We start from the raw sequence: 25,826 nt of genomic DNA, 5'->3' as shown, positions 1-25,826 counted from the left end.
CTGGTTTTTGTTCCGTCGCAAGAACAATCATCCCAAGCCAGAGGGCATTTGCGTACCCAGACACACCCCAAACACCACATCAACACCGGTGGATCCAAGCTCACTGTCCCTATTTCCCCACACCCCTCCCTGCGCGGCCGTCGTGACCGGTCCGTTCAGGCGGGACTGTGTGGATTTTTTGGTCATCCAACGCACCAAAATCCACACAGTCGGCGTCAACGGCCCGGTGTCGCGCAGAGTCACGTTTGCCTTTTGGTCCAAGAGAACACGACTTGCCACTCGTGACCACTCCGGCCCGCCACGCCACCGCCGTGCCGTTCTCGCCGCGACGCTGGCGGGCTGGGAGTTGTGGGTGCGTACTTGCACCGCGCTGGCCGCCGAGAAGGACGCGGTGACCACGCGCGAAACCGTCTGATCCGGTGCGGGGCCGCCCCAGGTGTGAAACACCGGGGGCGGCCCTGTCACTTTCTGGTGTCCACAATGGACTTCCCGATTCCGGTCAAGCGATCGCTTTGACGAGGGTTCGCGATTCGGTCGATCGACAGGTGGGAGCGGTCGTGTCCCGATCACCGGTCCCCGGGTTCCGAATCCGATCGTGCGGTGCCGAGATCTACCTTAAATCAATGTTAAGGATCGGCGGATTTGGTGCTATCTTGACTGAGCGAAAACGCGAGAAGTTCTTCACGCGGAATTCGCTTTCCGGCCCCCGTGGTGTGGGCCCGCGGTGGAGGTTCGGTCACCGAACCGACCGCTGAGCTGAGGATTCTCTCGCTGGAACCCCGATACCGAACCTTCGGTACGGCCTGTCCGCAGGGTGGGTTCGGTGGCCACGAACTGCCGCGGAATTCGTTGACCCCGTCGACAGCCGGTTCGTAGTGTTTGCCGAGTCTTGGGCAGGGACGGCTTTGGTGGACACATTTGGCTCAGGCAGAAGGGGGCTTTCCATGGCCGGCATCCGAACGATTTCCCCGATCGGCAAGCGGTCTTTCGACGCGGGTCGTACCGCGCGGCCCGGAATCATCAGTGAATTCGTGGAAGTCGCCGACATGCCGCTGGCGGCGCTCAGTGGCGGACTGCGGCTCGGCGGTGGCAACGCCGCCTTTTACCGGCTGCTCGGCCGCCGTCCCGCCGACGTGCTCGGCGAATCGTTCCCCGAACTCGTCACCACCGGTCCCGATCACCTGCGCGACCGGTTGAACAGGGTCGCCGAAGGCTGGGAACAGCGGTTCCGCGGAAGTGTCACCGGACTCGGCTCCGGCGGCGCCGACAGGCTGACCATCGTGGCGGGCCGGATGCGGGCGCCGGGTACGGCGATCCTGCTGACCATGCTCCCGGAGGTGGGGCCCGCCGTGGCCCGCGCCGAGCAGTTGAGCTCGGTCAACGACATCGAGGCGAAGATCCTGCAGGGTATCGCCAGCGGCCTGTCCAGCCTGGAGATGGCCGACAAGTTCTACCTGAGCCGCCAGGGGATCGACTACCACGTCGCCCGGTTGCAGCGGAAGTTCAAGGCGCGCAACCGGGTCGAACTGGTTTCCCGGGCCTTCGCCACCGGCCTGCTGGACTCGACGGCCTGGCCGCCGCGGGTGCCGGAGTCCCGGCGCGCGAGCTGATCGCCCGGACCTGACGTGCGGGTGACCGCAGTGTGACGTGCTCATGCGATTACGGTGCGGTCCCAGTGAACGGCCACTTCGGTTGCACGTATTTCGGCAGAATTCGTAATGATCTTCGAGAGCGTTTTGCTCGTTTGAGCGGTCGGGCCGGGCGCTGAAGGCGCCGACGGTCACCGGGGAGCAACCCTGAGGGCACCGCTGCTTAACGCCCTGTTTTCTTCTGTGGCGACTTCTGGCATTCTTCGTCCACCCGGGCTCGCGCACGGCGGCGCGCCGGCCCGTGGCGCTTCATGCTCGGAGCCCTCGCCGGTGGCCACCTGCTCATCTGAGCGCCTGGTATCCCTGTAGTGAGGGATAACCCTTATCGAGGTTGCACGCTCTATTCGGTAAGACGATCACACGATGAGATGGAAGCACGTAAGCGATTGTTCGCTCTGTGTGACGGCGACGACCCCGATGGGACGACAGGGAGGCGGGAGATGTTGGACGCCAACAGACCCGGACGCGTGCTGGCCGGACGTGACGACGAGCTGCGACGGCTCGCCGCACGGCTGAGCCCCGGCGCGCCGGGCGAAGGCTCCGTCATCGTCGTGCGCGGTCAAGCGGGGATCGGCAAGTCCAGCCTCCTGCACGCCGCGCTGGCCGCGCTCACGGACACCGTCGTCTGCCGGGGTGCCGGTGTGCCGGGTGACGGGACCGCGGTCTCCCGGGAACTGCTCGCGGACCTGCGCCGGGCGGGCGCCCTTGTCCCGGAGCCGGACGACTTCGCCACCTGGTACGAGGCTTTCGCCGAGTGGGCGGGCGGGCAGCCCGCGATCGTGCTCGCCGTCGACGACGTGCAGTGGTGTGATGAACCGACTTTGCGGTGGCTGAGCCTCATCTCCCGGCACTCGACCAGGCTGCCGGTGCGGATGGTCCTGGTCCGATCGGCCGCCGACGGCCCGGACGGCGCGGCGGAACGGTTGGCGGACCTCGAATCCTGGTACGGCACCGAGGTGCTCGACCTCGGCCCGCTGCCCGCGGCGGCCGTCGCCTCGCTGGCACGCGAGGCCGTCGGATCGGAGCCGGGGGAGCCGTTCGTGCGGCACTGCGTCGAGCAGTCCGGCGGAAATCCTTTGCTGCTGCGGGAGATGCTCGACGAACTGGGCAAGGTCGCGTCCGGGGTCGCCCCGGTGGCCGGGTCCGCGGCGGGCGCCGCGCTGATCCGCTCCCTGTTCGCCGGGGTCCCGGACTACGCCCGGACGGTCGCCACCGCCATCGCGGTGCTCGGCGGGCAGGACCTGTCCCTGGTGGCCCGGCTGGCGAAACTGCCCGCCCGCACCGCCGGCACCGCCGTCGAACTGCTGCGGAGTCAGCACATCCTTGCCGCGGAAGGGTTTTCCTTCCGGCACGACCCGGTGCGGGACGGGCTGCTCGACGCTCTCGAACCCGCCGAGCTGGGTCGGTGGCGGCGGACCGCGGCGATCCTGCTGAGCGACGCGGCCGGATCGCCGGAGGAAGTGGCGGAGCACCTTCTCGAACTCGCCGAGCTGGACTCGTGGATGGTCGACCTGCTGCGGGACGCCGCGAGCGGTGCCTGCGACCGGGGCGCGCCCTGGGACGCGCTGCGCTACCTCCGGCCCGCCGCGGCGGCCAGACCCTCCGACGCCGGCCTCGCGGTGCAGCTCGCCGAGACGGTCGCGCTGCTGGAACCGGACAGCGGATTCGATCTCCTGCGCCGCGCGCTCGAACTGCAGCAGGATCCGGTCGACCGGGCGAGGGCCGCGGTGAAACTGGGCCGCGCGGCGCTCGTCGCCCGCCGCTGCGGGACCGCCGTCACCGTGCTGGACAGGGTGCTCACCGTGCTCGGCGGCGAGATGGACCAGCAGTTGCGGGGCCACCTCGAAGGACTGCTGTGCCTGGTGGGCATCGAAGACCGCGACAGCCTGGCGAAGCTCGACACCCGGATCCAGCCCCGGACGGAGGACGCCGTCGTCGACGCCCGCCATCTGGCCGTGTGCGCCGTCGTCGCCGCGCTCGACGGGACCCGGCCGCGCGAGGCCGCCGAATGGGCGATGCGCGCGATCCGCGGGTACACCCCGACCGCCGACGATTCGGCCGTCAGCTCCGCCGTGCTGGCGCTGCTGCTGGCCGACGAGGTCGACGTCGCCAGGGACGAACTGACCAGGGCCATCGAGCTGGTCCCGGCGCAGCGCAGCGAATACCTCGCCTTTCGTGGCCTGCTCGGGCATTGGTGCGGGGAACTCGCCACCGCGGCCGCCGACGCAGGACAGGCCTACGCGCTCAGCCGCCGCGCCGAGGGTCGCACCGGCGGTGTCGTCCCGCGGATCGCGCTCGCGACCGTCGCCGCTCAGCAGGGCGACACCGCGAAGGCGATGAAGTTGTTGCGGGAAGCCGATTCCCCGCAGTTGTGGGACCACACGGTGATGCGCCCGTGGTTCCAGCTCGTCGACGCGCGGGTGCACTGGGCGGCGGGAGACCGCGAGGCGGCGCTGAAGCTCTTCCATCGCTGCGGGGAGAGCCTCGCCGAGGTCGGCATCGCCAACCCGCTGCTGGCGCCGTGGTGGTTCGAGGCCGCCTGCCTGCTGGCCGACGAGGGCCGGTTCGAGGCCGCGGCGAAGCTCGCGGAGGAAGGGAACGGACCGGCACAGCGGTGGGGCACCCCGCGGGCGATCGGGATGGCCAGACTCGCGACCGCGGTCGCCACCCGGGGGCCGGAGCGGATCGCGCTGATCGAAGAGGCGGCGGTCATCCTGGCCGGATCGCCCGCCCGGCTGGAGGAGGCGCTGGCGGAATTCCACCTCGGCCGCGCGCTTGTCGAAACGGGTGACACCGCCGCGGCCCGCATCCGGCTGCGGCGCTGTGTCGAACTGAGTTTGCGGACGGGAGACCGCTTCCTGCTCCGCCGCGCCCAGCGGACCGCCGCCGAGGCCGGGATCCCGAGCGACGTGACGCCGCTGGCCTCGCTGAGCCCCGCCGAACGGCATATCGCCCGGCTCGCCGGGCGCGGGGCCAGCAACCGGGTCATCGCGGAACGCCTCTTCGTCACCGTCCGGACCATCGAGACACATCTGACGAGCGTGTACCGGAAGCTGCGGATCACCGGGAGGGCCGAACTGGCCGCGATACTGGGTCATCCCGGCGACCGTCCGGCGGTCCTCGAAGGTGTCCGGTGAGCGCGGTCCGGCGGCTCGAAGCCGAAGGCACCGACGAACTCGTCGAGCGCGAGACCGAACTGCGCCTGCTCACCCGCCTGATCGAGGATCTCGAACACGGCCACGGCGGCTCCGCGCTCGTGCTCGGCCCGGCGGGCAGCGGGCGTACGGCGCTGCTGGACCAGGCCGCGGCCCTCGCCGCCGAGCGGGGCCTGCAGGTGTTCACCGCGCGGGGATCGACCACCGAGGCACAGTTGCCGTACGGGCTTCTTTCCCAGCTGCTCGCCTCGATCCCGGAGCTCGCGGACGTCCCGTGGCTGCATGCGGCGCTTTCGGACGGCACCGACGTGCAGGTCCTGCACGAACTGCTCTGCCAGCGGCTGCTGGAGTCGGCCCGGCGCTGTCCGGTCCTGCTCGTCGTCGACGATCTGATCCTGGCCGACGAGCAGTCCGAGAGGTGGCTGGCCGCTCTGCGGCGACGCCGGATGAACGCCCCTGTGCTGCTCGTCGCCGCGCATTCCGGCCCGCCGGAGGAGGACGGCGAAGACACGCGCCTGTGCCTCGGCAATCTTCCCGGCGAGAACCGGCATGTCGTGCGGCTGCGGCCGCTGAGCGAGGCGGCGGTCCGGCGGCTGGTGCACGCGGTCCCGGTGCCGCGGCTGCCCGTGGAAGAGGTTTACGCGGCCACGCGGGGAAATCCCGCCTTGCTCGCGGAGGTGCTCGCCCGGTCGTCCGCCGGTCCCGGCGCGGAGATCACCGCCATCACCGCGGACGCGCGCCGGGACACGGCGCTCGACCTGCTCGCCCGGCTGCCGTCCGACCTCGCCGCGCTGGTGCGCACGATCGCCGCGATCGGCACCCTCGACGAGGCGTATCTGCGGCCGCTGGCCGGGCCGCTCGGGATGCCGCTGAGCCGGGCGCTGCGGGTGCTGGCGGACTCCGGCCTGATCGGGACCGATCCCGCCGAGCCGATGAACCCCCAGGTGGCCACCTGGGTGCTGGCCGCGACCTGCGCGGACGAGCGGGCGGGGACCCGCCGCCGCGCCGCCGAACTCGGGCATCGCCGCGCCGCCCCGGAGGAGGACGTCGCCGGGCTGCTGCTCGGCTCCCAGCCGGTCGGCGAGGCCTGGGCGCTGGAGGCTTTGCACGCGGCCGCGCTGCGCCGTCGCGAAGCCGGGGACCACACCGAAGCGGCCCGGTACTACCGGCGGGCGCTCGCCGAACCGGCGTCTCCCGGGACCTCGGCGCGGCTGCGGCTGGAGCTGGAGACGGTCGAAGCGTCGTCATGCCCGTTCACCGGCGGTCTGCGACTGGCAAGGGCCACCAGGATCTCCGGCGACGACACCGTCCGAACGCGACTGTCCGCTGTGGACTTGATGATGCAGCGAGGGGCCAGGGACGACGCGTTGCGCGAGCTGGCCGTCTTGAGCGAGGCCGCGGTCGACGAGCGGGATCGCGCGGATCTGGTGGCGTTGCACTGGCTGGCCGAAGGGACCGGCGCCGGTGCCGCCCTCCTCGGCGTCCCCGCGCTGGCGGACCTCGACCCGGCCGCGCTGACCCCCGCACAGGCGGCCGCCGCTTCCTGGCTGGCCACCACCGCGTGCCGTGACGGGCGGACGGCCCGCCGCCTGGCCCGGCGGGCCGCCGATCCGTCGCACGAACCCATGACCCTGTACTCACCGCGGCTTGCGCTGGCCGCCACCTTCAACCAGACCGACGACGTGCTGGAAGCGCTTTCGGTCTACGAAGAGGTGCTCGTGGACGCGAGCGCCGCCGGTGCCGGAGTGCCGGTGGCGCTCGCTCTCACCGGCCAGGCCTGGATCCACTTGCAACGTGGTCGCGTGCAGGCCGCCGAGGAGGCGCTCGCCAAGGCCGCCGCGTCCGGTCCGCCGGACGGCTGGCCGCCGACGGTGGCAAGCTCGCTGAGCACGATCGCGATCGCGGCGGCGCTCACCCGAGGAGACCTCGAAGCCGCCCAGCGCGCCGTCGACGCGGCGGCCGCCGAGGGCGGGCCGGGGTTCGCCACGCCGTATCTGCTCTTCATGCGCGGACTGCTGGAACTCGACCTGAAACGCCATCGGCGGGCATTGGGGCTGTTCCAGGAATGCGGCAGGCGGATGACCGCGGCGGGCTGGCTGAACCCCGGGCTGGTGCCGTGGCGATCGCACGTCGCCATCGCGGCGCAGGCGCTCGGTGACGAGCACACCGCCGCCGCGATGATCAGCGAGGAATGGCGGCTGGCGCAGGATTGGGGCACGCGCACCGCGATCGGGCGGACTCATCTGAGCGCGGGTGTCGCGGTCCGGTCCGAAGACGCGGTGTTCCGGCTGACGCAGGCTGTCAACGCGCTTCAGCAGTCCCCGGCCAGGGTTCTCTTGGTCGAGGCGATGCTGCTGTTGGCGGGCGCCCAGGTCAACCGCGGCCAGACCAGCGGCGTGCCGCGCCTGCTGCGCGAGGCCGATCGGCTGGCCACCGCGTACCAGCTCGCGTGGGCGACCTCCCGCAGCGCGGACCTCGGGAAACGGCTGTCCGACCGGCCCCGGCGGTCCTACCGCACGGCGTCCCGGCGATGGCGGGCGCTCTCGCCCGCCGCGACCGACCTTGTCCGCCGCGTGCTTTCGAACGCCTCCAACGCCGAGCTGGCGGAGGAGCTGGGCGTGAGCAAACGCGCCGTCGAGCTCCGGCTCACCGCGATCTACCGGCAGCTCGAGGTGACCGGGCGGGCCGAACTGCGAGAGCTGTTCGACGCGCTGGACAAGGAGCTCTGATCCGTCGTCATGATGATCGAGCGAACGGATCAGCTGGCCGCGATCGCGGGAGCGGTGGCCGAGGCCCGTGCCGGGTCGGGGCAATTCGTCGTCGTCCGCGGCGGACTCGGCGCCGGCCGGTCCGCGCTGCTGCACGCGGCGGGGGAAGAGGCCGCGGCGCGGGGTGTGCGCGTGGTCCGGGCGGCCGCGACGCCCTTGGAGCGAGGTGTCGCTCACGGCGTGGCCTGGCTGCTGCTGGAACCCTTGCTGGAGGCCGGACGGCGCGGGGAACTGCTCGCCGCTGTCCGGGCCGACAGCGAATTCCCGGCCGATCCACCCGACCCACGCCGTGCTCACCTCGTACTGCACGAACTGCTGGGACTGTTCACCGAGATGGTGCGCGACACCGGTCCGGTGGCGCTGCTCGTGGACGATCTGCAGTGGGCCGACGCGGCTTCCGCGCGCTGGCTCGCCTATCTGGCCAAGCGGATGAGCAGGCTGCGGGTCCTCGTCGTCGCGACCCTGCTGGAGGGTGACGATTCCGCGGACGACGTCGTGGTCAAGGACATCGCCCGCACCGCGGCGCGCACGGTGCACGCCACCCCGCTCTCGGCCGCCGGAGTCCGGGCCTACCTGACCGCCCGCTGCGGAGCCGAACCCGCGCCCGAATTCGCGGACGCCTGCTACGCCCGCACCGGCGGTTCGCCGATGCTGCTGGACGCGCTCGTCAACACGATGCTCGGGCACGGCCTGCGCCCGGTCGCCGCGGCGGCGACCGAACTCGCCGCGCTCCGGCCCTCGCCCGCCGCGGCCCGGCTGAACCGGTGCCTGCGCGCCCAGCCGGACGACGTCCGCGCGGTGGCCAAGGCGATGGCCGCGCTCGGTGAGGAGACCGAATCCGGTGTCCTGGCCGAGCTCGCCGATCTCGACTCGCCGGACTTCGACGCGGCGCTGCGCGCGCTGCGAAGGCTGGGTCTCGTCGAGGCTCCCGCCGACGGGCTGCTGCGGTTCGCCGGGGAGATGGCCGGCGATCTCGTCGCGGACCAGCTGAGCGCGGAGGACCAGGACCGCCTGCACCTGCGCGCCGCGAATGTCCTGTACCGCAACGGAAGGCCGGTCGAGCAGATCGGACGGCAGCTGCTGGCCACGGTCGCCGAACCCGAACCGTGGGCCGCGGACGTGCTGCGGACCGCGGCCAGCGCCGCGCTGGCGAACTCGTCGCCGCAGACGGCCGCCCAGTACCTGCAGCACGCGCTGGCGCATCCGGGGGCCGACCGCGCGGAACTACTCGTCGATCTCGCTGCCGTCGAACGCGGTTACGACCTGCCCGCCGCCCATCGGCACCTGCACCAGGCGCTGGGCCTGATGCGGGATCCGGTCGACCGCGCGTTCGCGCTCGGCCTGCTCCCGGTGGTGGCAGGGGTCCGTTTCGCCGCGGACGCCCGCCGTCTCCGGCAGGTCCTCGCGGAACTCCGGGAGGTCCCGGGTCCGGACGCGGCCGACGCGGCCCTGCGCATGGAGGCCCGGCTTCGCTACCACGAGCGGGGAGTGCCCGGTGCCGGGGACGCGGCGGCGGACCGGCTGGCCGAACTCGGCCCCGCGCCCGCCCAGGATTCTTCGGCCCAGCGGGAGCTGGTCGCTGTCCTGCTGTACCTGATGACCGTCGCGGGCGCCGCGCCCCGGGAGTCCATTGTGGACCTCGCAAGGCAGGTGCTGGAGCGGGAACCCGGTTCACCGGAACAGATGTACACCACGCTCCCGCTCACCGTGCTGGTGCTCGCGGCCGCGGACTCGCTCGACGGGGTGGACTCCTGGCTCGCCGCGGCATGCGGCTCCGCAGCCGATCCGGACCTGCCGACGTTGGTCGCCTGGGCGGGTCAGGCACTGGTGGCCTCCGCGACGGGCCTGCTGGGCGTGGCCCGCGACCGGGCACAGGCCGTCCTGACCTCGGCGGGACCCAGCCGGGTCGGGATCACCATGACGGCGATGCGGGTGCTGGCCGAGATCGCGATGGAGCAACGAGATCAGACGCTCGCCCGGCTGATCGTCGACAACCTGGAAGTCGACCACGACCCCTGGCTGCGGTCGCTGGCCTACGGCACCTTGGCGCTGACCGAGGCCAATCACACCGCCGCCGCCGAGTACTTCCTCGACTGCGTGCACCAGCTGGAGCGGTTCGGGAACCGCGTGCTGCTGCCGCTGCGCTGCCAGATCGCCTTGCTGCTGGCCGCGACCGACGATCCGAAGCGGGCCGAGGCTGTCGCGCAGGGCGAGGTCGAGCGGGCGTTGTCGTGGGGCGCGCCGTCGTCGGTGGGACGTGCCCTGCGGATCCGCGCGACCCTGCTGGACAGGGACGAGGACGCCGTCCCGGTGCTGCGCGAGGCCGCGGAAACCCTTGCCCGCTCGGGAGACCGGCTCGAACTCGCCCGCACGCTGGTCCTGCTCGGCGAACGAGGCACCGGGCCCGACGCCCGCGAACGGCTGCAGGAGGGCCGCAGCCTGGCCGCCGGCTGCGGGGCGAGCTGGCTGACCGGGTCCGCCGAGCCGTCGGACCAGCAGGACGGCCTGCTGACCGCGACCGAGCAGCGCGTGGTGGAGCTGGCGGTGTCCGGACGCCGCAACCGCGACATCGCGGAACTGCTGGAGGTCACCGTGCGCGCGGTGGAGAAACACCTCACCAGTTCGTATCGCAAGCTCGGCATCACCGGCCGCGCCCAGCTGGCCGCGGCGATGCGCGGCCACCGGGCGGGCTGAGCCCGGTCAGGATCCGGCGGGGACCGCCGCCGTGCCGAGGCGGCCCTGCAGCCAGGCCGCGGCCAGCTCCACCCGGGAATGGCTGCCGGTGCGCTCGAACAGCGACGTCAGCCGGGCTTCGATGCGTTTCTCGCTGACCTGCAGCGCCGCCGCGATCTGCCGGTTCGTGTGGCCGTTCGCGATCAGGCCGACGATATGGCGCTCCAAGGGATCCAGCGTCGCGCGGTCGGTCCGGTCCGCGCGATCCGGCGAGAAGGTGATCCGGTGCTGATCGAGCAGCGCCGAGACGGACGTCAGCGACGCGACGGCGTCGAGCCGCTGCAACGTGCGGTGCGCTTCGAGCAGTGACGGCGCCGGGGCCGGGCTCACCTCGCCGAACGCCGCGCACGCCTCGGCGATCCGGAACACGTCGCCGGACTGCCGGGCCAGTTTGACGCCCGCTCGCACGGATTCCCTGTCCCCGCGCACGAGACCGCCGCACACGAGGGCCGCCTCCTGGACCGAAGCTGTCGGGCCGCGGGCGGCGAGGCTCTCCAGTTCGGACAGCAGGCGGGTCACGGTCTCAGTGTCTCCTTGGCGCCTCGCCCCGTGCAGGAGCCGGGCGAGCAGGCGTTCCATCCCCGCCCGCACCCCGCGTTCGCGGCAGTCGGTGTAATCCCGCCAGCCTCGGGCCACGGCCTCGTCGGGCCGCCCTTCGGACTGGCGCAGCCGACAACGGACCCACGCGACGTAGGCGTCGGCCGAGGTACGGAAAGGCAAGCGGCGCAACCAATCCGCCGCTCGGTCCGGCTGGTCGCGCTGGGCGCAGATCTCCGCGGCGAACACACTCGCGAACCGGTGGCGGCGAGGCGGGTCCCACCACAGGCGGTCGCCTTCGAGCCGCCGTGCCAGTGACAACGCCGCGTCCCACTCGCCCTCGCGGTAGGCCTGCCGGACCGCGTGCCAGCCGACCGAGAAACCGGTCGCCGGAGCCTGGTAGCGGCCGCGCAGCAGGACGTTCAGCACGCCGACCGTGTCGAGGACCTCGGCGGCTTCGGCGACGTCCTCGTGCGGCGGCGGTTCCGTCAGCACCAGCCAGTCCTCGGCGGGTCTGCCGCCGTCGCCGGGCAGCGCGCCCAGCAGGATCCCGGCGCCGAGGGCGAACAGACTGTCGTCTTCGGCGCCGCAAGCACGCGCGAGCGCCCGGACGGCCTCGGCGGCCACGGGCCGGTCGGCCTGGTTGACCGCGTCGAGCAGACGACCGCACTCGCGAGCCGTGTTCAGGGCACGGGCGACTTCGGCGGCCAGCGGTCGCACGACGTCGAGTTCGGCGAGCCGCTGTTCGTGGGCGAGCGCGCCGAGCCAGCACAGCAACACGGTGGCGGACAGCCGGGCGGACGGCCAAGCGCCGGCGAGCCGCGGCACCACGACGGTGGCGAGGTCGTCGGCCAGCGCGCCGTAGCCACCGGCCGCGAGGCTGTCCGCGAGCAAGGCCTGGAGGACTTCGGGAAACCGTTCGTCGGACGGATCGAGCAGCCGGAGCGCCGTCAGCCGATAGCGGCGGGCCGTCGGCAGATCGGTGCCGGCGCCCGCGGCCGCGGCGAGCAGGAGACCCGCCATCGCGGGATCCGGTGGTGACGGCGGGAGTTCGGCGAGATGCGGGGCGACTTCGGCGGGGTCGACCGGCGGTGTGGCGAGGAGGCCCCGCGCGATCCTCCGGTGCAGCACGGTGCGCCAGCGCACGCCGTGCTCCAGCCGGAGCCTGTCGGCGAGCGCGGGAACGGCGAATTCCACCTCACCGTCCTTCCCGGTGCGAAGGATCCCGGCGCGGACCAGCTCGTCGAGGGCCTGGCCCGCGGTGGACGGCGGAAGCGCCGCCGCGGAAGCCAGCCACGGCAACCTTTCGAGAGTGATGGCGCTTTGTTCGCTCAGCACCGCGATGATGGCGGCCAGCCGCCGGGCGCGCGGCCCGAGCCGCCGCAGCCGGAGCGTCTCGGCGTGCCCGTCCGGCAGCACGATCGGCGTCCCCGCACCGGTCAGGCAGACGTGCTCGTCGACGACCGACAGCTTGCCGGTGGCGCGCAGACCCGCGATCGTCGCGCCGACCGTGCCGGGATTGCCGAACAACGGGCCGAGCGCGGCGCGCACCGCGGTGACGAGCGCGGGATCGCTCGCGATCCGGCCCGCCCGGGTGGTCCAGCCCGGCAGGAGCGCGGTCGTCTCGGCCGCGGTCAACGGCCGGAGGCCGATCGTGCCGTCGGCGATGGCGAGCAGTTTGCCCGCCGGGCCGCCCGCGGGCTCCCTGCCGGTCACGGTCGCGACGGTGACCGTCCCGGTGGCGCGAGCACCCTCGGCGACCAGGGTGAGCACGGTGGCGAGTTCCGGCGGCAGCAGATCGAAGTCGTCGAACTGCAGCACCGTGCGGCTGCGCGGGGCGAGGGTGGCGAGAACGGTGATCAGATCGTGGGCCGTCGTCTGCGGTCCGGCGCCGGAACCCGACTCCAACCGCGCCCGTAGCCACGCGACGGCGCTCAACATGCTGACCAGCTCGGGTCTGTCGAGCGCGGTGATCAGCTCGACCAGCTGGGTCGTCAGCCGGAGCAGAACGGTTTCAGGCTCGGGGCCGGCGGGCACGGGCAGGACGGCGACCCCGGACCGGCGTCCGCGCTGGGCCTGGCCGGAGAGCGCGGTGCTGCGGCCGCTGCCCGCGGGCCCGTGCACCACCCAGATCGCGCCGGGCCCGGTGAGCACCCGGTCCAAAGCGGCCTGCGCGTCATCCGGTCCGGCGCTCGTGACGGCCGTCGCTCCCATTTCCCTCCTCGGCCGGCGCGGGACCACGGCGCGGCCGGGCGACGGTCGCTCCGAGCATGGCGCAAGGAGGACCGTTCGGTCGGGAGGTCAGGTGGCCGGGGCACCTTCGGCCAGCATAGTTGCCCCGGCGGACCACGGTCGACCGCTTCGCGTTTCGTCCTCTGGATGCGGTCCTTGCGCGTGCAACTACCGCATCCAGAGGACTAAATGCGGGTGCCTGGGGCCTCGGCGACGGGATCGGGTTGAGGGGGTACGTCCGTCTCGATCACCTTCGGGACGCCGCGCAGGCTCCGCAGCGCCACCACCGCGAGGACGACCATCACCGCCGCGCTCCCGAGCATGCTGGTCCGGATGCCGCCGACGAACGACTCCTCCGCCGCCAGGCGGACCGCCGTCGCCACCGGTTCCGGCAGGCCGGTCGCGACCGCCGCGGTGGCGCTGAATGATTCCCGCACCTGGGCGGCCAGTTCGGGTGGCACGCCGGCGGGCAGGGTCAGTTCGGCGTGGTAGACCGCCGACAGGACGCTGCCGACCACCGCGATGCCGAGCGAGCCGCCGAGTTCGTAGGCGGTGGCGGAGATCGCCGACGCGGCGCCGGCGCGGTCGCGGGGGACCGTGCCGAGGATGGTGTCGCCGGTGACGGTCAGCGTGAGCCCGGCCCCCGCCCCGAACGCCACCTGAGCGGCCAGCACCAGCACGTAGGAGGAATCCGTGCTCACCGCGCCGAACAGCCCGAAGCCGATCGATGCCAGCGCCAGCCCGCCCGACACGGTCGGTGCCCGGCCGAACCGGCGCACCGCCTTGGCCGCCAGGATCCCGCCCGCGACGAGCGCGGCGATCGCGCCCGGCACGAACGCCAGCCCGGACCGCAGCGGGCTCCAGCCCAGCACGAGCTGGAAATACTGGCTGGAGATCAGGGCGAACGCCGACATCGTGAACACCGACACCAGGTTCGAGCCGACCGACGCCGAGAAACCGCGGCTGCGGAACAGATCCAGGTCGATCAGCGGCTGCTCGAGGCGTCGTTGGCGCCTGGCGAACCACCACAGCGACGCGCCACCGACCGCGAAAGCGCCGAGCACCTCCGGGTACCACAGGCCGACGTAGAACGCGCCCTTCAGCGCGTACACCACCGCGACCACGCCGACGATGGACAGCAGCACGCTGGGCAGATCGAGCCGCAATCGGCCGCTGGAGCGGGATTCGGGCACGACGCGGGCCGCCCCGAGGATCAGCAGGGCCACCGGGATGTTGACCATGAACACCGAACCCCACCAGAAATGCTCCAGCAGGACCCCGCCGACGATCGGGCCGATCGCGAAACCCGCGGCCGACACCCCGGCGGTGACCCCCACCGCGGCCGTCCGCGCCCGCTGGGTGGTGAAGACCGCGCGCAGCAACGAAGTCGTCGAGGGCAGGACGGCGGCACCCGCGACACCCAGCAGCGCGCGGGCCGCGATGAGCGTTTCGGCTGTCGGGGCGTAGGCGGCCACCAGCGAGCCCAGTGCGAAGGCGGCGACCCCGATCACCAGGACCCGTCGCCTGCCGAACCGGTCGCCGAGGTTGCCCATGGTCACCAGGAGCCCGCCCATGGCGAAGCCGTAGACGTCCGCGATCCACAGCAGTTCCTCGGCGGACGCGCCCAGCTGGGTGGTCAGCGCCGGTACCGCCAGGTGCAGCACGGTCATGTCGATCGCGACCATCAGCTGCGCCAGGCAGGACACCATGATCGTCGCGATGTCGCGGGCCTTGGCGCTCATGCCGCCACCGCCTCGGGCAGGCGGGGCCGGGCCCTCGGTTTCAAGGTGTCCCGGAGGTCGGCGCGCAGCAGGGTGAACGCCGACGTCAGTCCCGGCAGCCGGTGCAGCAGGTGGTCCGGACCGGCGACGAGGACCCGGCCGACGCCGAATTCGGCGAACCGGTGGACCAGCCCGGGCAGCCGGACCGCGTTGACGGTCGACTCCAGCAGGAGCGACGCCGCCCCGTCACCGGTCCGGATCGGCTCTCCGTCCTGATCGGACACGATCGGCAGAATCGGGTCGGCGAAACCGAACCCGCCGAAGACCTCTTCCGCCAGCCTGTCGCGCAGGCCGCCGAGCATCCGCGCGTGCGCCGCGGGCCGCATGGTCGTGAGCGCGTACCCGCCGGCCGCCCGCACCCGCCGGACGAATTCGTCCAGGTCGGATTCGTGCAGGGTCACCAGGTGGACCTCGTCGTCGAACCGGCCGGACAGCTCGTGGCCGATCCCGTCGAGGATCTCGCCGAGCGCCGGTTCCGGTGTCCGCACGATGAACTGGCTGACGAGATCCTGGTGCGCCGTCTCGAAATACGCGCGCTCCCGGCACGCGACCGCGTCGACGAGCCGGACGAGATCCGCCACGGGGAGAGCACCGGCGCGCACCACGGCGGCGCGTTCACCGAAGCTGGCGCCGCCGACCGCGATCGGTACCAGCCCGTGCTCCCGCTCCGCGCGTTCGGCGAGCGCCAGCGACGCGAGCACGAACGCGATCTGGGTGTGCTCGTTGTACTCCTCGCCCGTTCCGGCGAGCGGATCCAGCAGGGAACGCCCGAGCGCCTGCTCGGCCACCCCGAGCAGGCGCCGGGCCAGGGGATCGATGACGAGGAACCGGCCCAGTTCCGAAGCGCGGGCGGGGCCCATGCCAGGGAAGAGGACGGCATCCGTGAACTTGTCCACAGTGCACACCCAGTTTCGTGGTGGGGATCAGAGTTGTTCGGCCGCGGCGAACTGCTCCAGCCGCTTCCGGTCCGGCTTCCCGTTGCGGTTCAACGGGAACTGATCGGTGACGAGCACGCGGTTCGGCTGCTCCGCAGGGGGCAGTACACCGCAGATCCGGTCACGCCAGTAGCGCGAGTCCCGCCGCGCGTCGTCCTCGACGACGAACACCAGGCTCGACCCGCGACGCTGATCGGGCAGCGCGACGATCTTCGCCGAACAGCCGTCGGCGGCCAGCCGGTGCTCGATCACTTCGGGATGCAGGGTGTGCCCGTTGCGGTGCACCGCCCGTTTGCGCCCGACGACGAACAGGTTCCCGTCCGCGTCGAGCCTGCCGAGATCGCCGGTGGCGTACCAGCCGCGGTCGACAGGGAGCACCTGCCCGGTCGCGTCGAGGTAGCCCTCCATGAGATCCGGGTCGAGGACGAACAGTTCGCCGACCTCGCCGCGGGGCAGCGCGGTGCCGTCGTCGGCCCGTACCTGAAGCGTCAGCCCTTCGACGATCTGTCCGCAGCCGTGCGGGTTCCCGGTGTTGGCGAAGGCGACGTTGCCCATTTCGGTGCTGCCGTAGCTGTCGAGCAGCGGCATGCCGAACAGCTCTTCCGACTGGTCCACGACCCCGGGTTCGAGCGGGGCGGCGCCACTGCACAGCATGCGCACCCGGGAGAACTCCTCCTTGAGCGCGGGACGTTTCCCGATGATGTTGAACAAGCTGCGGTAAGTGGACGGCGTCGCGTCGACGACCGTCGCCCCGGCGCGTCCGGCCAGGCGCAGCGCGCGGTCGGGACGGCGGTAGGGCGCGATGACCAGCGAGCAGTCCCGCAGCCACGCGATCATCACCATGGAAAGGCCGTACTGGTGGTTGAACGGCAGCAGCGGCAGGAGGACGTCTTCGGCGACGTGGCCGACGAGATCTGCGTTGCGTTCCAGGTTCTTCAGGAAGCGCGCGCCGTTCTTCGCGACTCCCTTGGGGACACCGGTCGAGCCGGAGGACCACATCACGAGACTGTCGGGCAGCTTTTCCCAGACGTCGAACCGCAACTGGACGTCGGTCGGGGTCCGGTCGGCGGCGGCCACCATGATCTCGTAGGTGTAGGCCGCGGGCGCGTCCACCGGCATCGGCGCGTCGTCGTCGACGACGGCCAGCACGACACCGGAACCCGCGATCGTCTCGGCGGTCCGGTCGGCGTGTTCCATGTGGTCGACGAGCACCACCGACGCGCCGACGTGCATCAGCGCGACGAGGATCGTCAGATAGGCCAACGTGTTGTCGGCCTTGAGCAGGACACGGTCACCGGAGCCGACGCCGCGGTCCCGCAGCACTTCGGCGACGCGGAGGGCCTGCTGTTCGAAGGCCGCGCCGCCGGTGACCGCGTCGGGGGAATAGATCTTCGCGAACATGGGGAAGTCCTTTCCGCTGTCAATCCAGGCTCACCGGGGCGATCTCGTCGAACACGTCGCCGGGACCGGGGTTGTCCGGATGGGTGCCGCCGCCCAGGTGCTCGACGACGCCCCACACGGCGTTCAGCGCGGTGGTGACCGCGCTCTCGGAGAAACCGGCGATCCACGCGACGTCGTCGCCGGCGAGGAAGAAGCCGCGGTGGTGGTCGGCGGCGCCGCGCTGCATGAACTGGGTGAACAGCCGCCGCTGGTAGCGGTAGCTGCCGGGCAGGCAGGATTTGAAGGCGCCCTTGAAATGCGGCTGCGTCTCCCAGGTGATCGCGATCGGCGGGCCGATCATGTGCGAGCGGATGTCGACGCCCGGGTAGATCTTGGCCAGCGCGTCCAGCATCACGTCGAGCCGTTCGTCCGGGGTCAGCGAGGCGACCTTCAGCGAGTCGTCGTTCCACGTGTAGGAGAGCAGCATCGTGCCGGGTTCGTCGGGGCCGTTGTCGATCAGGTAGACCCCGCGCGGGATGCGGTCGGTGAGCGTCGTGCTCATCACGTCGCGCCCGGTCGCCGGGTCCTGGTCGAGCCAGAACGGCCGGTCGGTGATGACGAACAGCTTGGACGCGCCCATGTAGTGGGTGCGCTCCAGCGCGGTCCAGACCGGTTGCGGCAGCAGGGCGTCGTCGCTCTTCATCCCCGAGAGCAGGTTCCAGTTCTGCGCGGCGAAGATCGCCGCCGGGTAGGTGCGCACGTCACGGTTCGCGTCCTCGATGGTGAACCCGCGGCCGGTCCGGTCGATCCGCACGACCGCCGGGCGCGGCTCGTCGCCGTGCAGGCTCTTCAGCGAGGTGCCGGACGGCCAGTATTCGAGGTCGGCGGGCTCGTCCGCCCACAGGCCGAGCGGCAGCTGCTGGCAGCCGCCGATGATCCGGTGGTGCTCGTCGCTGGTGTCGGTGCAGATCACCCGCAGGATCTCGAGCGCGGAGTTGGGGAAGTCGGTGTCCCAGCCGCCGCAGCCGAAGCCGACCTGGCCGAAGATCTCGCGGTGCTCGAAGGAGGAGAACAGCGGGGACGAGGTCAGGAACCCGTAGAACGACACGTTGTCGAACTTGGTGACCAGGTGGTTCCACAGCGCTTTGATGGTCGAGATGTCGCGGCGCCGGATGGCGTCCTCCATCAGCGACATGTCGGCCTGCTCCTGCAGGGTCTTCGTCCAGGCGTCGTTGACCTCGCGGTACACCGGCGGCAGGTCGGCGGACGTGCGCGCCCAGTGGTTCTCGCCGTGCAGGTTGATCACCGTGCTCGGTGAGGCGGGGGAGAGCGGGTTGGGGAACGGCGTCGTCTCCAGCCCGACCTTGTCGATGTAGTGGAACAGCGCCCCGGCGGACGGCGGGAAGCGCATGGCGCCCATTTCGGCGACGGCGTCCGGGTAGCCGGGCAGGCTCACCGACCGCATCCGGCCGCCGAGCTGTTCGGCCTCGTAGATCACCGGTTTCAGGCCGAGCTTCATCAGCTCGTAGGCGGCCACCATCCCGGACAGGCCACCACCGATCACCGCGACCTCGGTGCCGTGCGCCTGGCGCGGCACCCGGCCGAGGCCGGCGGGATGGCGGATCCAGTCGTCGTAGGCGAACGGGAAATCGGGGCACAGCATGCTCGTCGGCGGCGCCGCCTCGGCCCGCTGGCGGGGCAGGACGCGTTCTTCGACGGGAGACATGGTCATCGGCGTTACCTCCGGCACTGGTTCTGGCGTCGCGCTGACGACCCGGGCCGGCACGGCGGACGCCGGCGTTCTCGTGCGGCTACGGGTCTCAACGCTGAAATCCGGTTCGCCGAAAGCCACGTTAACGATTCCGATCAAGGACGCTGGATACCTTTTCCACCGCTTGTCCACGACCCGGAAACCCGGCAGGGAGCGGGCGGTTACCCGGCGGTGGAACAGTTCCGTCCCGCCCGCGACGGCCGCTGTGGCTAGCTGGACCGCGACTTCCCTGTGCCAGGCGACCCGAGGTGGCGAGTGCGCGCATGACCGAGCTGGATTCCCTGCGACGGCTGGAAAACAGGCCGCGCCCCGAACGGCGCCGCACGCTGCTGGGCCTGGTGCGCCGGGCGACGTCGGCGGTGCTGGACGGCCCGCTCCCGCCCGGGCGTACCTTCGCCGACCTCGGGTTCGACTCCTTGCTGGCGGTGAAGCTGCACGCGAGGCTGAGCGACGAGACCGGGCTCGACCTGCCGGTGACCCTCGCCTACGACCATCCTGGACCGGAAGCGCTGGCGGACTTCCTCGACGAGTGCCTCTTCGGAGCCGAGGCCACTGACGTCGCGGAAGGCGGGGCGGCCTCCGGCGAACCGATCGTGATCGTCGGCATCGGCTGCCGCTTCCCCGGCGGCGCGGACTCGCCCGACGCCCTGTGGTCCCTCGTGGACGAGGGCAGGGACGTCGTCACGGAGTTCCCCCGCGATCGCGGCTGGGACGTCGACGGCCTGTACGACCCGCGGCCGGGGACACCGGGCCGGACCTACGTGCGGCACGGGGGATTCCTGCCCGGAGCGGCCGAATTCGACGCGGGATTCTTCGGTATCTCGCCGCGTGAGGCCCTGGCGATGGACCCGCAACAGCGCCTGGTCCTGGAGACGGCGTGGGAAGCACTGGAACGCGCCGGGATCGACGCCGGGACCCTGACCGGCAGCCGGACGGGGGTGTTCGTCGGCGCCGAGCCGCAGGAATACGGCACCCGCCTGGCCGACGCGCCAGAAGGTCTCGACGGGCTCCTGCTCACCGGCAGCGCGCCGAGCGTCGTCTCCGGCCGGATCGCGTACACCCTCGGCCTGCAGGGGCCCGCGCTGACCGTCGACACCGCCTGTTCCGGCTCGCTGGTCGCCCTCCATCTCGCGGTCCGCGCGCTGCGGAACGGGGAATGCGGTCTCGCGCTCGCCGGAGGGGTGGCGGTGCTCGGCACGCCCGGCCCGTTCGTGGCCTTCTCGCATCAGCGTGGCCTGGCGCCGGACGGGCGCTGCAAGCCGTTCTCCGCCGCGGCGGACGGCACCGCGTGGGCCGAAGGCGCGGGGATGTTCGTCCTGGAACGGCTTTCCGACGCCGAACGCAACGGCCATCCGGTGCTCGCGGTGATCCGCGGCAGCGCGGTCAACTCCGACGGCGCGTCGAACGGGCTCACCGCGCCGAACGGTCCCTCCCAGCAGCGGGTGATCCGCGCCGCGCTGGCCGACGCCGGGATCGGTGCGTCCACTGTGGACGCTGTCGAGGCGCACGGGACCGGGACCACGCTCGGCGATCCGATCGAGGCGCAGGCCCTGCTTTCGACCTACGGCCGCGACCGGGAAACGCCGCTGTGGCTGGGTTCGGTGAAGGCCAACATCGGGCACGCGCAGGCGGCCGCGGGGGCGGCCGGGGTGATCAAGATGATCATGGCGTTGCGGCACGACAGGCTGCCGCGCACCCTGCACGGCGACGATCCGACCTCGGCGGTCGACTGGTCCTCCGGCGCGGTTTCGTTGCTGGCCGAGCCGGTGGACTGGCCGCGCGGCGAGGAACCTCGCCGGGCCGCCGTCTCGTCGTTCGGCATCTCCGGCACCAACGCCCATCTGATCCTCGAAGAACCGGCGCCCGCCGCGCCGGAACAGCCCGCACCCTCGGTGTCTTCACCGGTCGCCGTCGCGTTCTCAGCCGCCGATCCGGAGGCGTTGCGTGCCCGCGCGGCCCAGCTCGCCACCGTCGAAGCGAACCCGGTGGACGTCGCCTTCTCGCTCGCCAAGACCCGCGCGACGCTGGCCGAACGCGCCTTCGTCCTGGCGCCGGACGCTGCCGGCCTGACGGACGCGTTGACCGCTTTCGATGACCGCGTCCTGCGGGGCGGCCCGCTCCAGGAGCCCGCCGAACTCGCGTACCTCTTCACCGGGCAGGGCGCCCAGCGGATCGCGATGGGCCGTGAGCTCTACGACGCTTACGACGTCTACGCCGAGGCTTTCGACGAGGTCTGCGCCCACGTGGACCTGCAACTCGACCCGCCGCTGCGGGAGGTGGTGTTCGGCGAGGCGGACCCGGCGCTGCTGGACAGCACCGACTACGCGCAGCCCGCGCTGTTCGCCGTCGAGGTCGCCCTGTTCCGGCTGCTGGAGTCCTGGGGCGTCGTCCCGGCGTACCTGTGCGGGCATTCGGTCGGGGAGTTCGCGGCCGCGCACGTCGCGGGCGTGCTGTCGCTGTCCGACGCCGCGATGCTGGTGGCCGCGCGCGGCAGGCTCATGCGCGAGCTGCCCGACGGCGGCGCGATGGTTTCCCTGCGCGCCAACGAAGAAACGGCCCGCGCGCTCCTGATCGGGCACGAACGTGAGGCGGGGATCGCCGCGGTCAACGGCGAGGAAGCCGTCGTGCTGTCCGGCGCGCGTGCCGCGCTGGAGGCGGCGATCGCCGGGTTCGACGGCAAGGTCAAATGGCTCAACGTCAGCCACGCCTTCCACTCGCCGCTGATGCGGGACATGCTCGACGAGTTCGCCGGGATCGCGCGGCTCGCCGACTACCGGCCCGCGAATCTGCCGATCGTCTCGACGGTCACCGGTGAGATCGGCGGGCACGACTCGGCCGACTACTGGATCCGGCACGTCGAGGCGACCGTCCGTTTCACCGACGCGCTGCGTGTCCTGAATGAGTCCGGCTGCGGAACCTACCTGGAACTCGGCCCGGACGGCGTCCTGTCGGCCCTGATCGACGACGGTGTCGCGCGCCCGCTGCTGCGCCGCGACCGGCCCGAGGTCCCCGAAATCCTGACCGCGCTGGGCACCGCCCACGTCCGCGGGGTGGACGTCGACTTCGCCGCGCTCGCCCCGGGTGGACGCCGGATCGACCTGCCGACGTATCCGTTCCAGCGGTCGCGATACTGGCTCACTCCCGGTCCCGGTGGGGACGCGCGCGGGCTCGGCCTGCGCCGCGCCGAACATCCGCTGCTCGGGGCGGTGGTCGCCGTTCCCGGCGGTGACACCGTGTTCACCGCCCGGCTCTCGGTGACCGACCAGCCGTGGCTGAGCGGTCACCGCGTCGGCGACGACATCCTGTTCCCCGGCACCGGTTTCCTCGAACTGGCCCTGCATGCGGGCGCCGAAACCGGCTGCGGCCGCGTCGAAGAACTGACCCTGGGCGCGCCGCTCGTGCTTGCGGCCCCGGTCGAGGTCCAGGTCGTGGTGGCCGCCGCGGACGACGACGGCCGCCGCGCGATCGCCGTCCATTCGCGACCGGAGCACGGCGAGGACTGGACAAGGCATGCGAACGGCGTCCTCGCCGCTGAGGTCGACGCCACCACCCGGGAGATCGCGTGGCCGCCGCCTGGGGAAAGTCAATCCCTGGAAGGCTTTTACGACGATCTGCCTGGTTTCGACTACGAAGGCGTGTTCCGCGGCCTGCGAGCGGTGTGGCTCGACGGAGACGACGTCCACGCCGAAGTCGAGCTCCCCGGTGACGAGGACGGCGGCTTCGGTATTCATCCGGCCCTGCTGGACGCCGGACTGCACGCGATGTTCCTGCGCGAGTCGGCGGAGACCGCCGGTGGACTGCCGTTCTCCTGGTCGGGAGTCCGGCTGACGGCGAGCGGTGCGACCGCGTTGCGGCTGCGGATCACCTTCCACGCGGAGGACACCGTTTCGCTGGTCGCCGTCGATCCGTCGGGCGCCGAGGTACTGAGCGTCGGCTCGCTGGTCGTCCGCCGCCCTGCCGCACGTGGACGAGAGCTTCCCACCGGACTGTTCACTGTGGACTGGACGCCGGTCGCGGCCGTGGAACCGGTGGCGTGCACGGCGTATCCGGAGGTCGTCCCCGGCAAACACGCCGTGCTGTCTGTGCTGCCCGAAGGCGACCCTGTCGACTCGGCGCACGACCTCGCTACCCGTGTACTGGAAGTACTCCAGGACTGGGTGACCGGCGAAGAGTCCACTTTGGTCGTCCATACGCGACACGCGGCTGGGCCGGACGCGACCGATCCGGCGGCCGCCTCGATCTGGGGCCTGGTGCGCAGCGCGCAAGCCGAGCACCAGGGCCGGTTCGTGCTCGTCGACGGCGAGGCCGAAGACGTGCCGATGGCCGTGGCGACCGGGGAACCGCAGGTCGCGGTGCGCGACGGTGTCCCGCTCGTCCCGCGGATCACCGAGGCGGGCGCGGGAGTCCTGTTGCCGCCCACCGGGCCATGGCGGCTCGACAAATCCGGCGAAGGCACGGTCGAAAACCTCGCCCTGGCACCGATCGACGAGCCGGACCTCGGACCGGACGACGTCCGCATCGCCGTCCGGGCGGCCGGCCTGAACTTCCGCGACGTGCTGAACGTCCTGGGCATGTACCCGGGCGAGGCCGGTCCGCTGGGCTGCGAGGTCGCCGGGACGGTGCTGGCCACCGGCGCCGCGGTGACCGATCTGGCGCCGGGTGACCGCGTGATGGGCATGGTGCACGGCGGGATCGGCCCGGTCGCCGTCGGCGAGCGCCCGTTCCTGACCCGGGTCCCGGACGCCTGGACCGACGAGCAGGCCGCGACCGTCCCGCTGGTCTTCCTGACCGCCTACTACGCGCTGGTCGACCTGGCCGGACTCGAAACGGGCGAGTCGATCCTGATCCATTCGGCCGCGGGCGGGGTCGGGATGGCCGCGACGCAGCTCGCGCGCCACCTGGGGGCGGAGGTGTTCGGCACCGCGAGCGAGGGCAAGCAGCACGTCCTGCGCGCGGCCGGGCTGCCCGGGGACCACATCGCGTCCTCGCGGACCCTCGACTTCGCCGAGGACTTCCGGATCGCGACCGGCGGACGCGGTGTCGACGTCGTGCTCAACTCCCTCGCGGGCGAGTTCGTCGACGCCTCCCTCGACGTGACCGCGTCCGGCGGCCGCTTCCTCGAAATGGGCAAGACCGACGTCCGCGCCCCCGAAAACGTCGCCTACCGGGCCTTCGACCTGATCGAAGCGGGCCAGGCGCGCACCGCCGAGATCTGGGCCGAGCTCATCGCCCTGTTCGACCAGGGCGCGCTCACCCCGCTGCCGGTGCGGACCTGGGACGTCCGGCACGCGCCGGACGCGTTCCGGTTCGTCAGCCAGGCCCGGCATATCGGCAAGGTCGCGCTGACGGTGCCGCGGGCGCTCGACCCGGAGCGGCCGGTGCTCGTCACCGGTGGCACCGGCGGACTCGGCGCGCTCGTCGCGAAGCATCTCGTGACCGCACACGGCGTTCGCAAGCTGCTGCTCACCAGCCGCCGTGGCCCGGACGCGCCGGGCGCGGGCGAACTCGCCGCCGAGCTCGCCGGGCTGGGCGCCGAAGTCCGGATCGAAGCTTGCGACGTCGCCGACCGGGACGCGCTCGCCGCGCTGCTGGACGGCGTCGAGCTGACCGGTGTCGTGCACACCGCGGGCGTCCTCGACGACGGCGTGCTGACCGGCCTGACCCCCGAAAGGCTCGCGAAAGTGCTGCGCCCCAAGGTGGACGCGGCCTGGCATCTGCACGAGCTGACCCTCGGCCACGACCTCGCGCTGTTCGCGCTCTACTCCTCGGTGTCCGGGATCGTCGGCTCCGCGGGCCAGGCGTCCTACGCGGCCGCGAACACGTTCTTGGACGCGCTGGCTGCCCGTCGTCGCGCGCACGGCCTGCCCGCCGTCTCGCTCGCGTGGGGGCTCTGGCGGGAGGGAATGGGCAGTGGACTGGCCGAGCATGACGTCGACCGCATGGCCCGCGAAGGGCTGCCGCCGTTGACCGCCGAGGCCGGGCTCACCCTGTTCGACGCCGCTCTCGACGGCGGGTTCACCGCCGTCCTGCCGATCGAAGTCGACAGGGCCGCGCTGCGCGCCCATGCCCGGACCACCGAAGTGGCGCCGGTCCTGCGCGGCCTCGCGAAGGTCGCGACCCGGCGCGCGGCAGGGCCCGTGACGACGGGCGGCGCCGGTCTCGCCGAGCGCCTCACGGCGCTGCCCGACGACGAACGCACGACCCTGCTGATCGATCTGGTGCGGCACAACGCCGCCGCCGTCCTCGGCCACGAGGCGGGCGGCATGATCGACCCGGCGCGCGCGTTCAAGGACCTCGGGTTCGACTCGCTGACGTCGGTCGAACTGCGCAACCGGGTCAACGGCGTCACCGGGCTGCGCCTGTCGGCCACCGCCGTGTTCGACCATCCGACCGTCGCCACGCTGGCCGCGCACCTGCTGACCGAACTGGCACCGCCGTCGCTCAGCGCGGCCGACGCGGTGCTCGCCGAACTCGACAAGCTCGAGGCGCGCCTGACCGGGGTCGACGACGACGGCCGCACGGCGGTCGCCGGGCGGTTGCGGGCCCTGCTCGACGGCCTCACCACGCCGGGGACCGACGTCGGTGGCCGGCTGGAGGACGCGACAGCGGACGAAGTCGTCGACTTCCTGGCCACCGAACTGGGGATTTCCTGATGGCGGACCAGAAAGCCGTCGCCAAGGTGCTGGCCGACATCGAGCGGCTGAGCGAACGACTGAGCGACCTGGATCCCGAAGACCGCAAGAAGGTCGCCAAGCCGCTGAAGAAGCTACTGCTGGCTTACGCGGCCGGCGACAAGGACGACGAGTTCGACGACCTGCTCTTCGACGCCGCGGTCGACAAGGTCTTCGACTTCCTCACCGACGAGATCTTCTGACCTGCGAGGGT

General features: G+C 72.0%; 11 protein-coding genes and 1 pseudogene. 7 read left to right on the top strand and 5 right to left on the bottom strand.

The window, feature by feature from the left end:
- The 5 genes and pseudogenes from ACFOSH_RS12355 to ACFOSH_RS12335 form a co-directional block, all read left to right on the top strand.
- A pseudogene (locus ACFOSH_RS12355) lies at nucleotides 1-415 on the top strand (hypothetical protein); the annotation flags it as partial.
- Between the two features lie 529 nt (nucleotides 416-944).
- Nucleotides 945-1,610: a helix-turn-helix transcriptional regulator gene (locus ACFOSH_RS12350; protein ID WP_378238936.1), complete on the top strand. Its 666-nt coding sequence runs from the start codon at nucleotides 945-947 to the stop codon at nucleotides 1,608-1,610.
- Nucleotides 1,611-2,089: 479 nt separating this feature from the next.
- Nucleotides 2,090-4,786 (top strand): helix-turn-helix transcriptional regulator, encoded by a 2,697-nt coding sequence (locus tag ACFOSH_RS12345; protein WP_378238935.1) that lies wholly within the window; start codon nucleotides 2,090-2,092, stop codon nucleotides 4,784-4,786.
- Nucleotides 4,783-7,533: an AAA family ATPase gene (locus tag ACFOSH_RS12340; protein WP_378238934.1), complete on the top strand. Its 2,751-nt coding sequence runs from the start codon at nucleotides 4,783-4,785 to the stop codon at nucleotides 7,531-7,533. Before ACFOSH_RS12345 ends, ACFOSH_RS12340 begins: the two co-directional genes overlap by 4 nt.
- 9 nt (nucleotides 7,534-7,542) lie before the next feature.
- On the top strand, nucleotides 7,543-10,266 hold the full coding sequence (locus tag ACFOSH_RS12335) for an AAA family ATPase (protein WP_378238933.1): 2,724 nt from the start codon (nucleotides 7,543-7,545) through the stop codon (nucleotides 10,264-10,266).
- Nucleotides 10,267-10,272: 6 nt separating this feature from the next.
- Here the strand turns inward: ACFOSH_RS12335 and ACFOSH_RS12330 are convergent, their stop codons facing one another.
- From ACFOSH_RS12330 to ACFOSH_RS12310, 5 genes are all read right to left on the bottom strand, one after another.
- Nucleotides 10,273-13,056, bottom strand: coding sequence for a helix-turn-helix transcriptional regulator (locus ACFOSH_RS12330; protein ID WP_378238932.1), 2,784 nt, complete (start codon nucleotides 13,054-13,056; stop codon nucleotides 10,273-10,275).
- A gap of 203 nt (nucleotides 13,057-13,259) precedes the next feature.
- The gene (locus tag ACFOSH_RS12325; RefSeq protein ID WP_378238931.1) at nucleotides 13,260-14,816 is read right to left on the bottom strand and encodes an MFS transporter; all 1,557 of its coding nucleotides are present in this window, start codon (nucleotides 14,814-14,816) and stop codon (nucleotides 13,260-13,262) included.
- Nucleotides 14,813-15,751: an ACP S-malonyltransferase gene (locus ACFOSH_RS12320; RefSeq protein ID WP_378238930.1), complete on the bottom strand. Its 939-nt coding sequence runs from the start codon at nucleotides 15,749-15,751 to the stop codon at nucleotides 14,813-14,815. Before ACFOSH_RS12320 ends, ACFOSH_RS12325 begins: the two co-directional genes overlap by 4 nt.
- Nucleotides 15,752-15,778: 27 nt before the next feature.
- On the bottom strand, nucleotides 15,779-17,191 hold the full coding sequence (locus ACFOSH_RS12315; protein ID WP_378238929.1) for a class I adenylate-forming enzyme family protein: 1,413 nt from the start codon (nucleotides 17,189-17,191) through the stop codon (nucleotides 15,779-15,781).
- A gap of 19 nt (nucleotides 17,192-17,210) precedes the next feature.
- Nucleotides 17,211-18,902: a flavin monoamine oxidase family protein gene (locus ACFOSH_RS12310; RefSeq protein ID WP_378238927.1), complete on the bottom strand. Its 1,692-nt coding sequence runs from the start codon at nucleotides 18,900-18,902 to the stop codon at nucleotides 17,211-17,213.
- A 302-nt stretch (nucleotides 18,903-19,204) separates the two neighbouring features.
- Here ACFOSH_RS12310 and ACFOSH_RS12305 point away from each other — a divergent pair, with 302 nt between their 5' ends.
- On the top strand, nucleotides 19,205-25,594 hold the full coding sequence (locus tag ACFOSH_RS12305) for an SDR family NAD(P)-dependent oxidoreductase (RefSeq protein ID WP_378238925.1): 6,390 nt from the start codon (nucleotides 19,205-19,207) through the stop codon (nucleotides 25,592-25,594).
- Nucleotides 25,594-25,815, top strand: a complete 222-nt coding sequence (locus tag ACFOSH_RS12300) for a hypothetical protein (protein ID WP_378238924.1) — start codon at nucleotides 25,594-25,596, stop codon at nucleotides 25,813-25,815. The genes ACFOSH_RS12305 and ACFOSH_RS12300 overlap by 1 nt, the downstream gene beginning before the upstream one ends.
- Nucleotides 25,816-25,826: the final 11 nt, after the last annotated feature.

It is taken from the genome of Amycolatopsis speibonae, assembly GCF_042647925.1.
In the GTDB taxonomy this organism is placed as follows: domain Bacteria; phylum Actinomycetota; class Actinomycetes; order Mycobacteriales; family Pseudonocardiaceae; genus Amycolatopsis; species Amycolatopsis speibonae.
Note: the sequence above shows the minus strand (reverse complement) of the source record. Positions and strands in the feature narration are given on the sequence as shown.